Origin of the sequence: Niabella agricola (assembly GCF_021538615.1) — a bacterium.
GTDB classification, from domain to species: Bacteria; Bacteroidota; Bacteroidia; order Chitinophagales; family Chitinophagaceae; genus Niabella; species Niabella agricola.
Map to the genome: position 1 here is coordinate 4,392,009 of NZ_JAJHIZ010000003.1, position 16,230 is coordinate 4,408,238.

At 48.6% G+C, this 16,230-nt stretch carries 9 protein-coding genes; all 9 read left to right on the forward strand.

Annotated elements, in window-relative coordinates; translation table 11 throughout:
- Window positions 1–10: 10 nt before the first annotated feature.
- The 9 genes from LL912_RS23635 to LL912_RS23675 all read left to right on the forward strand — a co-directional run bounded on the left by LL912_RS23635 (window position 11) and on the right by LL912_RS23675 (window position 16,089).
- Window positions 11–1,087 (forward strand): hypothetical protein, encoded by a 1,077-nt coding sequence (locus tag LL912_RS23635; protein ID WP_235556097.1) that lies wholly within the window; start codon window positions 11–13, stop codon window positions 1,085–1,087.
- A gap of 63 nt (window positions 1,088–1,150) precedes the next feature.
- Window positions 1,151–3,637, forward strand: a complete 2,487-nt coding sequence (locus tag LL912_RS23640; RefSeq protein ID WP_235556098.1) for a glycoside hydrolase family 2 TIM barrel-domain containing protein — start codon at window positions 1,151–1,153, stop codon at window positions 3,635–3,637.
- 148 nt (window positions 3,638–3,785) lie between these two features.
- Complete coding sequence (locus LL912_RS23645) at window positions 3,786–6,350, forward strand: glycoside hydrolase family 95 protein (protein WP_235556099.1); 2,565 nt, start codon at window positions 3,786–3,788, stop codon at window positions 6,348–6,350.
- 6 nt (window positions 6,351–6,356) lie between these two features.
- Window positions 6,357–8,495 (forward strand): glycoside hydrolase family 31 protein, encoded by a 2,139-nt coding sequence (locus LL912_RS23650; protein WP_235556100.1) that lies wholly within the window; start codon window positions 6,357–6,359, stop codon window positions 8,493–8,495.
- 113 nt (window positions 8,496–8,608) lie between these two features.
- Window positions 8,609–9,778: an alginate lyase family protein gene (locus tag LL912_RS23655; RefSeq protein WP_235556101.1), complete on the forward strand. Its 1,170-nt coding sequence runs from the start codon at window positions 8,609–8,611 to the stop codon at window positions 9,776–9,778.
- A 75-nt stretch (window positions 9,779–9,853) separates the two neighbouring features.
- Window positions 9,854–11,725 carry an alpha-L-fucosidase gene (locus LL912_RS23660; protein ID WP_235556102.1) on the forward strand — a complete coding sequence of 624 codons (1,872 nt, stop codon included), beginning with the start codon at window positions 9,854–9,856 and terminating at the stop codon, window positions 11,723–11,725.
- Window positions 11,726–11,903: 178 nt separating this feature from the next.
- A complete protein-coding gene (locus LL912_RS23665) occupies window positions 11,904–13,097 on the forward strand; it encodes a glycoside hydrolase family 88 protein (RefSeq protein WP_235556103.1) in 1,194 nt (397 codons plus the stop codon).
- Between the two features lie 197 nt (window positions 13,098–13,294).
- Window positions 13,295–14,689: a polysaccharide lyase gene (locus LL912_RS23670; protein ID WP_235556104.1), complete on the forward strand. Its 1,395-nt coding sequence runs from the start codon at window positions 13,295–13,297 to the stop codon at window positions 14,687–14,689.
- 26 nt (window positions 14,690–14,715) lie between these two features.
- Window positions 14,716–16,089, forward strand: a complete 1,374-nt coding sequence (locus tag LL912_RS23675; RefSeq protein ID WP_235556106.1) for a polysaccharide lyase 6 family protein — start codon at window positions 14,716–14,718, stop codon at window positions 16,087–16,089.
- The last annotated feature ends 141 nt before the right edge of the window (window positions 16,090–16,230 follow it).

Below are 16,230 nucleotides of genomic sequence, written 5' to 3' on the forward strand. Positions count from 1 at the left end.
TCTTTATTTTATGAATAAGATAATCAACTGTTTTTCTATAATCATCTGTGCTGCGTTGCTGTTCTCCTGCAAAAAAAATGCAGATATCCAGATCCAGTCGTTAAGCAAATCGGGTGAAGAATTTTATTTTGGAGAAAGAGTGCCGGTTTGGGCCGCCACTTCGGGCGATAAGGACGGCATCAGTTATCAATGGTCGGCTACCGGCGGTTCCTTTGATGGGTTCCGCACACAGAACCTTTTTGAAAACCTGTGGATCGCCCCCAATCAGCCCGGCGAATACACTATAACGGCAAAGGCAAAGAACGGAGGCGACAATTCCTCACGGTCTACCGTAATGAAAGTAACGCGTTATTATTTTGATGAATTCCAAAGTGCCTATACATTTAATGGTAATGGTTGGAGCACCAGCAATGTAGTAACGCCCATCGTACTTAAAAATGATGTAGATCCTGCAAAGTCGACAGCAGAGCTTACTGCCAGCTCCAGCAGTGCGCCCAATATCCGCAGATCCTTGAACCTGGCTGATCTGAAGATTCCGTTTTCCATTCGGACAAAAATGGGATGGAAGAGCTTTTTCAGATCCGGGCAATCGGTTTATATCGGGTTGAGTTTTGTGCAGCCCGCAAGCACTATAACCCCCTATATCCGTGAAATACGCTGGGAGCTCTGGCCTACGAATGATTATACAAAAACAAACAACTACCGGATGCGGTATGAAACCTTTATACCTGCTACCAATACCTCTCTATGGAGCGATAGCAGTGCTTTTTCCAAAACGTATGCGCTGGATTCTACCAGTGGAAAAAACCCGCTATTTTCCATGAAAGACGGCCAGTTGAAAACGTTTACGTTCTCCCTGGATAAGGACAATGTCTTTTCAGCATATGTCGATGGCACGCTTTGGTTCAGCAGCAATGGTATCAGGAACTGGCTCGCGGATATGAAGGCGAAATATCCGGGATTTGCAGATCCGCTTGCAAAGGAATACCGGATTACCTTTCCTTCAAAATCGGGGAGCACGGGAACCACGATTTTCCTGAAAAGCGTCTATATGAACGATGATGGCACGCAGTTAAATAATCCATAACAGGCACGATACGTTCATAGTGGGTTCGGCAGAAGCGTGTAACGGAATCATAAAAGAATAAAATTGCGCATTCAAATCGGTATGGTGAAACGTAAAATTGGTTTAAACTGTTTGCTGATCCTGTTTATAACGGTTCAGCAGACTTTCGGACAACAATCTATCCGGCTAAACAATCACTGGCAGTTCCTGAAACAGGACCTGGGCGGTATCTGGGAGGCCGTACGCCCCGTAAAAGAGGGGAATCCCGAAAGCGTTCCGTTGTGGACCGAGGTGACCTTGCCGCATTGTGTAAATGCCCGGGATGCCGTGGACCCCGATGAGAATTATTACCAGGGCCCGGCATGGTACCGTACGCAGCTCGCTATTAAAAATCCTTATGCAAACGGACGCACCCTGCTGCATTTTGAAGGCGCCGGGCAAAAAACCGAAGTGTATGTGTACACAACCAAAGTGGCCACGCATGTAGGCGGCTATGATGAATGGACCGCCGATATTACCGATGCGGTAAATGCGTTCCTGAAACAGGACAGCCTGGTAAAACAATTTAAGGGGAAAGTGCCGGTGTCCATTCGCTGTGATAATACACGCGACCTGGAAATGATTCCTTCCGATCTTTCGGATTTTAATCTCTATGGAGGTCTGTACCGGTATCTCAACCTCGTGTATGTACCTGCTGTATCGCTGGATAAAGTATTTGCTGAGGCGGTAACGGGTAAAGATGGAAAAACAGGTACTGTCACTGTACGCGCCCGGTTATATAATCCGGCGAACATTACCGGTGAAGCGGAAATGACCCTGCAGTTGCTGGATCCCCAAGGTAAAGAGATACAGGCGATCCAAAAGAAGTGCAGGTCCTTGAACGGCGAGCACCGCTTTGATGAACTAAAAGTAATCCGGCCCCAGTTATGGTCGCCCGAAACACCCGTGCTGTACACCCTGGTAACAACGATCCGCACTTCAGCTGGTATATACGAACAAAAAACCAAAATCGGGTTCCGGGACTTTGAATTTGTAAAGCACGGTCCCTTTCTCCTCAATGGAAAACGGCTGTTACTGAGAGGTACGCACCGCCACGAAGATCATGCCGGTGTGGCAGCTGCCATGACTGAAAACATGATGCGGGAGGAAATGATCTCCATGAAAGAAATGGGGGTGAACTTTATCCGGCTGGGACACTACCAGCAATCGCGGATTATTCTGAATTTATGCGACAGCCTGGGCATCCTGGTATGGGAAGAAATTCCCTGGTGCCGGGGCGGTTTGGGTGGAGACTTGTATAAGGAACAGGCACGGCGCATGCTCACCAACATGATCGAACAGCATTACAACCATCCTTCGGTAATCATCTGGGGGTTGGGGAATGAAAACGATTGGCCGGGCGATTTTCCGGACTTTGATAAAGAAAAGATCCGGCAGTTTATGAAGGAACTGAACGACCTTTCGCACCGGCTGGACCCCTCACGTAAAACCGCCATCAGGCGTTGTGATTTTTGTAAAGACATTGTAGATGTGTATTCTCCTTCCATCTGGGCTGGCTGGTACCGGGGCATCTATACGGAATATAAGGAAGTAACCAGGTCTGAATTTGATAAGGTGGATCACTTCCTGCATGTAGAATGGGGCGGCGATAGTCATGCCGGAAGGCATTCTGAAAACCCGGATAAATCCTTACAAAATATCAAGGCAACCGGCGCAGCGGATGAACGGGCCGGGGATGCTTCTTTGTACGGCGGTGCGGCAAGAGCCTCCAAGGACGGCGACTGGAGCGAGACCTATATCTGCAACCTGGTAGACTGGCATTTGAAAGAACAGGAAACCATGCCCTGGCTCACTGGAACAGCGCAGTGGCCCTTTAAAGATTTTTCAACCCCGGTGCGGCCGGATAATCCCATCCCGTATATGAACCAGAAAGGTGTAGTGGAACGGGACCTTACCAAAAAAGAAGCCTACTATGTGTTTCAGTCTTACTGGACGGGGAAGCCCATGGCGCATATTTACGGGCATAGCTGGCCGGTGCGCTGGGGGAATGAAGGGGAGGAAAAGATGATCAAAGTGTATTCCAATTGTGATGTTGCGGAACTGTATGTGAACGGTAAATCCCTTGGTGTTAAGAAAAGAAACAGCCAGGATTTTCCGGCTGCCGGTCTGCGTTGGAATGTGCCGTTAAAAAAAGGACAATATGAAGTGAAGGTAGTGGCCAAAAAAGGAAAGGAAACGGTTACCGATACCATTCGTTTTGAATACCAGACGGGGAAATGGGCAAAACCTGCGCGTTTGGAATTAACAAAGATAAAAGAAGAAAATGGAGTGGTTACGCTGCAGGCGCAGTTGATGGATGATAAAGGCATACGCTGCCTCGATGCAATGGACTGGATCCGTTTTGGATTAACAGGCGATGGCCGGTTGCTGGATGACCTTGGTACCTCCTCGGGATCGAGGTATGTGCAGCTATATAACGGCCGGGCACTGATCAGCGTAGCGAAAGGGAAAGACCGGGCAGTGTTAAGCGCAAGATCGGGTAAATTACCCCTGGCATTCCTGGATCTGTAAGAACCGGAGGAAACTATTAAGCAGAACCTCATAGGGGCAATATATTGATAGCATATATTTTTAACGTAACACAAAGCCCCGTAGGGGCGACGGATTCGGAGATCCGATTTTTAAAATAAAATAGAGTCCGTAGGGACGGTATATAGAAATGAAAAGATTTTTGATCCTTTTTTCAATGGCAATGCCCGGTTGGGTTTTAAATGCGCAAACCGGCGGGGCATCCAATGCGCTCAAACTCTGGTATGCACAGCCGGCTACCATCTGGGAGGAAGCCCTGCCACTGGGAAATGCAAAGACCGGCGCCATGGTATTTGGTGGTGTGGTAAAAGAGCGGTACCAGTTAAATGATAATACGCTCTGGTCGGGCGCGCCCAACCCGGGTAACCAGCCGGAAGGTCCCGCCATACTGGAAAAGGTAAGGGCGCTGGTCTTTTCGGGAAACTATGACAGTGCAGCTGTTGTATGGAAAAAGATGCATGGACCTTATTCGGCCCGTTACCTGCCGCTGGCAGATCTCTGGCTGAACTTTTCATTAAGAGATACACAGACTACCGGTTACTACCGCAACCTGGACTTAACCAATGCGACGGCTACCGTGCGCTATAAAGCCGGCGGCGTGCAGTATACAAGGGAAACCTTTATCAGCCACCCGGATAAGATCATGATGATCCGCATTACGGCCGATAAAAAGAAGGCCATCAGTTTTGCTGTGGGGCTGACCAGCAAATTAAAATACCGGGTAGCAAGCAAAGCGCAGGACTTGCTGGTATTAAAAGGCAAGGCGCCAAAATTTGTAGCCAACCGGGAATATGAACCGCAGCAGGTTGTGTATGACGACTGGAACGGGGAAGGGATGAACTTTGAGGTATACGCAAAAATTGTTACAGAAGGCGGATCGGTCAACCGTAAGGATACCGCGCTGGTGGTAACAGGGGCCAATGCGGTAACCATTTATCTTTCCGAGGCAACCAGCTTCAACGGCTTCGATAAATCGCCGGGGCGGGAAGGCAAGGACCCCGCTGTTGAAGCCATGGCCAACCTTCATAAAGCAGTACAAAAAAAATATGCAGCGTTGCGGGCAGCGCATATCAACGACTATCAGTCCCTGTTTAACCGGGTATCGATTGACCTGGGTACGGATGCCGCCCGGCTGCAACTGCCTACTGACGAGCGGTTGAAGCGCTTTGCAAAGACACCCGATGATTTCGCATTGCAAAGCCTGTACTACCAGTTTGGGCGTTATCTGATGATCGCGGCTTCCCGTCCGGGTGCGCGACCTACAAATCTCCAGGGTATCTGGAATGATCATGTACAACCGCCCTGGGGCAGTAATTATACCACCAATATCAATACGGAAATGAACTATTGGCTCGCGGAGAATACCAATCTTTCCGAATGTCACCAACCCTTGTTTGATTTTATGAAAGAACTGGCGGTAAATGGTGCGGTTACCGCAAAAACAAATTACGGTATTACAGAGGGGTGGGTAACGCATCATAACTCTGACCTCTGGGCCAAGACATCACCACCCGGAGGACAGGGATGGGATGATCCGCGGGGAATGCCGCGCTGGAGCTGCTGGCCCATGGCTGGCGGTTGGTTTTCCACTCATCTGTGGGAGCACTATCTTTTTACCGGGGATAAACAATTTCTTCAAAAAGAAGCTTACCCGCTGATGAAAGGGGCGGCCCGGTTTTTATTGCACTGGCTGGTAAAGGACCCGGCTTCAGGTTATTGGGTTACCAACCCCTCTACATCTCCCGAGAATACAATAAAGATAGATGGTAAAGAATACCAGCTGACTATGGCCAGCACTATGGATATGTCCATTATACGCGAACTGTTTACAGCAGTGATCAAATCGGCAAAGATACTGGGTACGGATGCTGCGTTTGCAAAAGAGCTGGAAGCGGTGAAGGATCAGCTATACCCTTATCACATCGGCCGGTATGGCCAGTTACAGGAATGGTTTAAAGACTGGGATGATCCCAAAGATAAGCACCGGCATTTATCGCACCTGTTCGGATTGTATCCTGGGAGCCAGATCAATGTCAAAGAAACGCCGGAACTGGCCGCAGCAGCTAAGCAGTCATTGATCTTCCGAGGAGATGTAAGCACCGGCTGGAGCATGGCCTGGAAGATTAACTGGTGGGCAAGGCTGCAGGACGGGGAACATGCGTACAAAATATTAAGCGATGCCTTTGCCTATATCGACCCCAGGGAAAAGAAAGCCGAAATGGGTGGAGGCGGTACCTATCCCAACCTCTTTGATGCGCATCCTCCGTTTCAGATCGACGGCAATTTTGGAGCCACGGCCGGCATCACCGAAATGCTGTTGCAAAGTCATAACGGGCAGATCGCGTTATTGCCGGCCTTGCCAGCTGCATGGAAAACAGGATCCATAAAAGGCATCAAGGCCCGCGGAAACTTCCACTGGAATATCGAATGGGCCGGTGGCCGCCTGGTACAAGCCACGGTGCGCTCCGGATCCGGTGGCAATTGCAGGATTCATACTGCTGTACCTGTGAAAGTGGTGGAAGTAAAAGCCAGGGAAGCAAGGAGTGAAACTTCAAATGCCCTGCTTGCTTCTTACGGCAGGCCTCCCTATGAAAAAAACAAGGATGCAAAACTGGTGCGCCTGTCCGCTGAGAAGGGGTATACCATCGATTTTAAGACAGAGAAAGGTAAACAATACACATTGATACCATTATAGAATGTTATGCTACATAGAATCATTTATCTTTTTTTTCTGATTGCCGTATGTAGCGGTATTTCAGCACAGCCAATTATATGGACCGCCGTGGCGCCAGGTGTTTGGAAAGGTGTGGTAGGCCGGCCGGAAGCCTATGATCTTTTAAAAGCAGCGGAGGCCACACCGGCTCCTGCGCTGAAAGGAATGAGCGAACAGCCATTCCCTTTTTCTAAGGAGGCTGTTTTCGGTTCGGTTACAGATGGCAAAACCTACCTGCGTTTTCCGCTGGAAAAAGAAGAACAGTTATTTGGATTCGGTTTAAATTTTCAGACGGTGCACCAGCGCGGCAAAATATTGCAGCTGCATATGGATCATTACGGAGGTAAAGATAACGGCCGTACACATGCGCCCGTTCCTTTTTATGTATCCTCCAAAGGCTATGGCGTGTTTGTAAATGCGGCGCGATACATCAATGTATACGCCGGTACGGGCGTACGTAAAGACAGTCCGCATCCCCCGGTGGAAAAAGACCGTAATACCGATAAAAGCTGGAACTCCCGGCCCTATTCGGATGCGGTAGAGCTGCTGGTACCGGCGCCGGGTACCGAAGTATATGTTTTTGCAGGTCCTACCGCGCTGGATGCAGTACGCCGCTACAACCTCTTTAATGGCGGTGGTGTATTGCCGCCAAGATGGGGACTGGGCTTTACCCAACGGGTACGGTCGCTGTTTACAGCGGATGAAGTAAAACAGGAAGCCGATTCTTTTTCTGTAAAAGGATATCCGCTCGATTTTATCGGACTGGAACCCGGCTGGCAAAGCCGTTCCTATCCGGGCACCTTTGAATGGGATAAGGGCCGGTATCCGGATCCGGCAGCCTTTGTAAAAGAAATGCTCAATAAACGGATCCGCCTGAACCTGTGGATCAATCCCTATATATCAAAATCTGCGTCTTTTTATAAAGCGATCACCCCTTATACCGGTTCGCATACCGTTTGGACCGGTGAGGTGCCGGACTTTACAATGCCCAAAGCACGTGAGCTTTTTTTTGGACAATTGAAAAAAAACCAGGTGGATGTTGGTGTAAGCGGGTATAAGATCGATGAAGTAGACGGGTATGATTACTACCTGTGGCCGGATGTAGCCACCTTCCCTTCAGGCCTCTCGGGGGAACAGATGCGCCAGACTTATGGCGTACTGGCCATGAAGAACAGCATCGATCTGTTTAAAAACAAAAACCAACGCACCTATGGCCTGGTAAGGGCTTCCAATGCCGGGGCCAATAGTTATCCTTATGTGCTGTACAATGATTATTATAATCATGAAGATTTCATCACCGCCCTGATCAACAGCGGATATATTGGCGTGTTGTGGACTCCGGAAGTCCGTGCTTCAAAAACTGCAGAAGAATGGTTACGCCGTTTTCAGACCGTGATTTTTTCGCCCATGGCCATGATCAATGCCTGGTCCAGCGGTACCAAGCCCTGGTCCTACCCGGAGGTAGCGGCCCAGGTAAAGGAGCTGTCATTGCTCCGCATGCGGATGATGCCCTACTGGTATTCAGCGTTTGCAAAGTATCATTTTGAAGGTACCCCCGTTTTTCGCGGCATGAGCCTGGAACCCGGATACCAATTAAATGCCAGCAGTTCTGTAAAAAACAACCTGGAAGACAATCCTTACCTGGAAGCGGTTGCCAAAGAAGTAAAGGATCAGTATATGGCTGGCGAATACCTGCTGGTAGCGCCTTTATTTGCAGGACAAACTTCAAGGAAAGTGGTATTGCCCAAAGGACGTTGGTATGATTTCTATACCGGGGCCTTCGCCGGTGACGGAGAAGTAATCACAGTTACGCCCGGGCTGGATAAGATCCCCGTATATGTAAAAGATGGTGGGGTGATCCCCATGATGCCGCCGTTGCTGCACGCGCCAAAGGCAGGAGAAAAAGTGGATCTTGAGATCCGTGTGTATGGCGAAAAGCCCGGCGTGTACCGGCTATATGACGATGACGGCGAAACCTTTGATTATGAAAAAGGAAATTACGACTGGAGAACCATCCGTATCGAAAAGGATGTCAAAGGCAAATTAATGGGAAGCATTGAACCTTCGCATAAAAAAGAAGTCCAATCCTATGGCAGGATCACGTGGAAGTTTATGACGAGGAAGTAGCCACGAAGACCGGAAGGTACGAAGACACACAAAGGGCAGGTAGAAAAAAAACTTCGTGTTGCTCATGCCAATGGTTCGTGTCCTCACGAACCATTAAAAAGCTGAAAATATTAATGAAAATAAGAAATATATACCTTGTTTTGCTTGTAGCTCTGTTGCAGCCGCAATGGCTTCCGGCCCAGGATATAAACGGGGTAAAATCTGTTTTAAAGAAGCAGGTACTTCAAAAAGCCGCCTGGGCCATGCAGCAGCAGCCGGAAACCGTCACAGCACAACAGGCACCCCGCAGTGCCGGAGGAAAACATGATTTTTACAGTGAAGGTGATTACTGGTGGCCGAATCCGGCCGGCGTGGACAGTCCGTATATTCAAAAAGACGGCCAGACAAACCCGGACAATTTTGTAGCGCACCGGCATGCGATGATCCGTTTCAGCCGGATCGTAGGTGCCCTGGCATCGGCATACCGGGTCCGGCCGCAGCAGCAATATGTAAAACAGGTGCTGGCCCATTGCAAAGCCTGGTTTGTTGATACCGCAACGCTGATGAACCCGAATCTCCTGTATGCGCAAGCTATAAAGGGAAGAGCTACCGGTCGCGGCATCGGTATCATTGACGCCATACAGTTGATGGAAGTGGTGCAGGGTTTGTTGGTGATGGAACAGGATGCGGCGATGGACCGGATGGTGTTGACGACAACCAAAAAGTGGTTCGCCAGCTTTTTGCAATGGCTGACCACCCATCCGTATGGTAAAGAGGAAATGAATGCAGCCAATAACCACGGTACCTGCTGGGTAATGCAGGTAGCGGTTTTTGCAAAATTTACCGGGAACAAAGAACTTCTGCAATTTTGCAGCAACCGGTATAAAAATGTTTTACTGCCCAATCAGATGGCGCCGGACGGAAGTTTTCCCAGGGAGCTGGTACGTACCAAACCCTATGGGTATTCTTTGTTTAATTTAGATGCGATGGCGACCATTTGCCAGGTGCTGTCAACAAAATCAAATGATCTCTGGAATTATCAGACCCCGGATGGGCGCTCCATAAAAAAAGGGATTGCCTTCCTTTACTCGTTTATCGCCGATAAAAATAAATGGCCATATAAACAGGATGTGATGTACTGGGAGCACTGGCCCGTGGCCCAGCCAGCGCTGGTATTTGGAGCGGTTGAATTTAAAAACAAAGAATGGTTCACTACCTGGAAAAAACTGGATCATGCGCCCGAAACGGAAGAAGTGATCCGAAACCTGCCGGTAAGAAACCCGTTGATATGGGTAGAGCGATAGAGGCATGTAAAGGTGCAAAAGAGTGCGACGCAACGCAGCTGCCATCTGTACTGTAGTTGGATTCAAAAAAAAGAAATGAAACGATTTTTTATATACTTGTTATTGAGTACCGTTACGGTGGCTTCCACCGCCCAGGTTGCGGGTGATGAGGATAAGGATATGTATAATAAAGGGCAGCAGCGTGATCAGCAGGCTGTGCTTGATGCTGTAAAAGGCTGGTGGACGCAGTCGATGAAAACACATGAGGAACGGATTGCTTGGTGGCACCAGGCTAAATTTGGCATGTTCATTCATTGGGGCATCTATTCGCTGCCCGGGGGCGAATGGAAAGGAAAGAAGGTAGGCGGGTATGCAGAGCATTTAATGCGTAAGGAAATGATACCGCGTAGCGAATACCTGGAACTGGCGCACCGGTTCAACCCCGTTTTGTTTAACGCAGATGAATGGGCAAGAGCCGCCCGCGATGCCGGCATGCGTTATATGATCATTACTGCTAAGCATCATGATGGGTTTGCGATGTATCCTTCTTCCGTTTCTGATTTCAATATTCATGCGCAAACGCCCTTTAAGCGCGACCCGCTGGCAGAACTGGCTGCTGCCTGTAAAAAATACGGTATTAAATTCGGGTTTTATTATTCCCATGCTTTCGATTGGGAGCATCCGGATGCACCGGGCAACGACTGGGAGTATAACAATCCGGGTGGTGATAAGAACCTGTTTGGCGGACGCGACTGGTATGACCAGCACCCCGAACTCCTGCCGAAAGCAGTGAAATACGTTAATGAAAAAGCAATACCTCAAATAAAAGAACTACTTACAAAATATCATCCGGATATCATCTGGTTCGATACCCCGCATAAACTGCCTTTTTCTGAGAACCTGCGGATCTTAAAAGCGATCAGGGAAACAGATCCGCAGGTGGTAGTAAATGGAAGACTGGCCAGGAGTGCTGCACGCAACTATGGTGATTATCTGAATACCGGTGACCGCCCTGCTGAGTTTGCACCGGTTACCGGCGATTGGGAGGCGATTCCCACCACCAACGAAAGCTATGGCTATTCCCGGTACGACAATAGCCATAAATCCGTTCCTTTTTTTATACAACTGCTGGCAAAGGCGGCATCGCGCGGTGGTAATCTTTTAATGAATATTGGCCCTAAGGGAGACGGCGCTATTGATGTAAAAGATCTTGCCATTTTAAAAGGCATCGGCAACTGGGTAACACAAAATAGTGAAAGCATATACAATGTTACACCAAGCCCGCTGCCGTTGCAGAACTGGGGCGTAAGTACCATGCAGGAAAATAAGATCTACCTGCATGTATTCGAATTCCCGGCCGATCGTAAATTATATATAGGCGGGTTACAATCTGCAATCAGCAATGCCTATATACTATCTGATAAAAAAGCAGTAACCGCAAAACGCATAGGACCGGATGATGTGCTGATCGACCTTTCCGGCGTTGCCGCAGATACAGCCAATACCGTAGTGGTACTGGAGTTAAAAGCACCCGCTAAAACAGATCAGACGTTCTTTATAGCTCCCAATATTCCCACCAGCCGGCTGCTGGCTTTTGATGCACAGCTGCAGGGAAAAGGGTTTGGTTTTGGCGACGGGAAGGCCGATCGCTATTATGTAGATGGCTGGAAATCGCCGGCGCAGCAATTGATATGGAAGCTGCGCACCATACAGGTGCAGTCCTATGATGTAGTAATAAAGTATGTAACCGGGAAAGAATGCGGCGGCACATATAAGTTATTGCTCAATAACGCTGTATCGGTTGAAGGAACCGTACAGCATACGAAGAGCGGAGTCGTTACAGAAAAGATTGGAAGGCTGGAACTGAAACAGGGAGTAAATACCCTGGTCCTCAGTCCCGGAATGATTTCGGGTACGGAATTGATGAAGCTGCTGGAAGTACAGCTGGTGCGGACCGGTAATAAATAAGAAATGGAAATAAATGAAATGGTCTTCGGAAGGCCGTCATTTCGAGCGAATCCGCCGCGGCGGAGAAGTTGGGAAATCTCAAATCATATACTTCCCAGATAGTATGATTTCTCCATTCCGCTTCGTTTCAGTCGAATTGTCGGTTAGGGACTTTTGAAACAACAACCTTTTTGCAAACATGAAAAAAACAGGAATCATCATCGCTATTATTGCGGGCACATTAACGAGTGCTGCACAAAATGTAAATATACCGGCAACGGTAAAAGATGCCGAAGCACAAACCGCCGTGATGCTCCGGGAGATAGCAGTAGCAAAGCAAACGGATAACAAAGGCGTGTCTCCAAGGACACTGGAAGACGGTAAGCTGAAACTGGTGGCTTCCCGCGACTGGACCAGCGGCTTCTTTCCCGGCGAGCTCTGGTACCTCTATGAGCTGTCGGGGAATAAAAAATGGGAAACAACAGCCCGGGCGTTTACCGCAGACGTTGAACAGGAAAAGACCAACGGTACCACGCACGACATGGGATTTAAAGTATATTGCAGTGTTGGGAATGGTTACCGGCTTACAAAAGATCCGCATTATAAGAACGTGATCATTCAGGCCGCCCAAACCTTAAGTAAGCGGTTCAATCCTGTTGCCGGAGTATTGAGGTCATGGGACCATAGCAAAAATAAATGGGATTTTCCGGTGATCATCGACAATATGATGAACCTTGAATTATTGTTCGAAGCCTGGAAACTTACCGGCGACCGGCATCTGTACCAGGTAGCGGTAGGTCATGCCGACCAGACGATGAAAAACCATTTCCGGCCGGATTATAGTTCTTACCATGTAGTGGATTATGATACGGTTACCGGTAAGATCAACAAAAAGACCACGCACCAGGGCTATGCCAATGAATCTGCCTGGGCGCGCGGGCAATCCTGGGGATTATATGGCTATACGATATGTTACCGGGAAACAAAGGATGCAAAATATCTGAAGATGGCCGAAAACATTGCCGGATTCATACTCCATCATCCCAACCTGCCCAAAGACGGGGTGCCTTACTGGGATTTTAATGCACCCGGTATTCCGGATGAACCCAGGGATGCTTCGGCTGCTGCGGTGATTGCATCGGCTTTATATGAATTAAGTACGTATAGTAAGCATGCAAAAACTTACCGGGCTGCGGCCAACCGGATTCTGAGCAGTCTTACAAAAACTTACCGGGCACCCATTGGCACCGCAAGCGGCTTTTTGCTGCTGCACAGTACGGGTACTAAACTCACTAATACGGAAGTAGATGAACCGCTGAGCTATGCCGACTATTATTACCTGGAGGCGTTGCTGCGTCAAAAAAGACTCCGGGCCGGGAAAAAGCTGTTCTGACAGGTTACGCTTCGGAGAGTGTGATCCTGACCATTCAACGGATTGCGCGGCCGACCTGAACGGGAATGGGTAAAATCATTGAGCATAAAGCAAATTTCATTGCATTTTTTTTGTGAAATAAATAGGTTATTTGTTAAGAAATGGATCGATGGGTCGCGCCAGAATGATCCGGTAGTTAATTAATAATGTATTTGCATATGAAAAATTTAAAGGAAACAGGCTTCCTCATTATGTCGTTGCTGCTCTTTGTTTTTGCATGTAGTACCAGGAATCCGCTCAGCGGAGCAATGGAGGCAGGTGAAAACCTGCAGGCCGGCTCACGGAACGCAGGCACCTATCAGATCCGTTTAAATACAGCCCAGGCAACAAATGACTACATCTGGACGTATACGATTACAACGCAGGATAACGCTAAAGATATCGGCTATTTTATCCTCAACCTGGGGAACCCGGAGGACGGCAGCCCCACCATTGCTAATATCCTGTCGGCACGGGTAAACGGAGTGGATTGGACCGGGAAAATTAAAAGTACAAACGGGAATACCGCCTGTGCTGTAGGTTCTTCGAATTTTGTCAAATTTGAGGAAATGGGTACTGCGGACCAATATGTGGTGGAATTAAAACTGGATACAATATATGCGCGGGTAAAGACAACGGGGTGGGTGAAGGCCGGCACTACCTGTACCATGATGGATTTACAGGGACCGGGCTACCGGGGCTACCAGCTGACGACATCCATGCAATCCGACTCAACCATGCCCGGGAAAAAATATAATGAGATCAACACCTATATGAAAGCCTATGGGTTTGATTATACGGAAAATCCACATTGCAGCGGAGGTTACGGCGGGCACCAGAACGGCGTTCATTGCGATACCGAACTGGATCCTTATTTCAATAAATATGTGTTCCGGTTTAATATACACATTGATCCGGTAATCGATGGCGACCGCTGCAGTGCAGGTACGGTAGACCGGCAGCGGAATGAAATGAAATCTGCAACCAATAACACTACCTGGGCTAAAGTACAGGGCAACTGGGATGAATGGCAGTTACTGGAGTGGAAATTTAAACTGCCCAAAGGGTTTCAGCCCACTTCCAGCTTTTGCCATATTCATCAACTGAAGGCGCAGGATGGACCCAACAACGGAAGCCCGTTAATTACCATCACTCCCCGGGCCAGCAGCAGCGGCGGTAATAAACGGATACAGATCATCCATTCAGTAGATGGGGCCAGCACCGGGAAAGGTACCATTGTTGACAATATACCCCTGGCTGATTTTGAAGACGAATGGGTACAGGTGCGGGAAGAGATCCATTACACGCACAATGGCTATTATTCCTGCAGCATCACCCGTGTAAGTGATGGTAAAGTATTGCTGGACGTTAAAGATGACAATATTGATATGTGGAGGAAGGGGAGTTCTTACATGCGTAATAAGTATGGTATTTACAGAAGTCTTGCCGGTGGCCGGCTGGACCAGACTCCCGTTGGGCAAAGTCCGTTGTTAAAAAATGAATCCCTTTGGCTGACGGATTTTAATGTATATGAAAAGAACCCCAACCCCAACCCTGGGCAGGCACATGATTAACCCTTATAAGCGGCTTAAAAAAAGTGATGAAAAAACATATAATTGCAGGCGTATTGTTATTGCTTTCGGTGCAGGTATGGGCCGGTATCGTTACTGTAACCAGCCTTGAAGATCTGCAGAAGGCCATTGAGCGGGCAGTACCCGGCGACGTGATTGTACTCAAAAATGGCGTGTACAGCGCCAGCCGCGACATTATAATCGCACAGCAGGGAACAAAACAGCAGCCGATCATCATACGGGCAGAACATACCGGGGGTGCCGAAATAAGCGGCAGTGGTGGTTTTAACATGATAAGCCCTGCGGCGTATATTGTAGTCTCCGGCTTTAAGTTTACACATGCGGCTTCAAAAGCCCGTTCGGGAACCGGAACCCGATTTTGCCGCTGGACGCATAATATTTTTGAAACGCCTGGCAAAGGTGAATACCTGACCATTGCAGGGAGTGATCATGAAATCGACTACAATACGTTCCAGAATAAAAAAGAAATGGGCCGAATCCTGGCCATCCGCGGGGAAGGGAAACAGATCGCCGAACGTCTGCACATCCATCATAATTATTTTTACAATTTTCCCGATCAGGGTGGCGCCAACGGGGCCGAAACATTTCAGTTTGGGTTAAGTGGATTCAGTTTGTCAACCAGCAACAGCATCGTGGAGTACAACCTGTTTGAAAAATGTCATGGAGAAAATGAACTCATCTCCGTAAAAGCATCGAGTGTTACCTTGCGCTACAATACCATCCGTGATTGTCCGGCGCAGTTTACATTGCGGCATGGTAATAAATGCGAAGTGTATGGCAATTATTTTTTCAACACGCCGGGGATCCGCATTTTCGGAGATGATCATTCCATTTTCAGTAACTATTTTGAAAACTGTGCGCAGGCCATAACGGTGGGCAACGGTGGCGGGGAAGTAGCAGATGGGGCCGCACTTACCGAGCATGACCGGCCAGACCGGGTGCTAATCGCTTTTAATACAATGGTGAACAATAAGAAGAATATTGAACAGCCGGGAAGGAAGAACGGATTGGGTGCCACGGCCATCAGCATTGTCAGTAATATCATTCAGGGTGGAGATGTAGCTGCATCTATTGCCGGACCTTATACCTCGCCACAATGGAAAGGGAATATTATTTTTAAAACAAAGGGCGCGGGTGATATGCCTGCAACCGGGTGCCGGGAGCTGGATCCCAGGCTGGTAAAAAGTGCAGACGGGATCTGGCATTTGGATAAAAACAGCCCGGCCATCGGTGCCGGCGAAAGTAACTACCCACTGGTAAAGGTAGATATGGACGGCCAGGCACGCAGCGGGAAATGGGATACCGGTGCCGATCAGTACAGCACGGCAAAAACGACCGCCCATGCGTTAAAGGCGGACGAAGTGGGCGCGCTGGCAAAATGAAAGAGAAGTATGCGAAGCGGGATGCTTCGCATAACAAAGGGACGCTTCGCATAATAAGGGCATAGCAAAATAACCGTGCGCTCCGTCAGGAGCGCCCCATTTGTAGAACAGGATTACCGGAGGATGAAGGGAGTGACACAA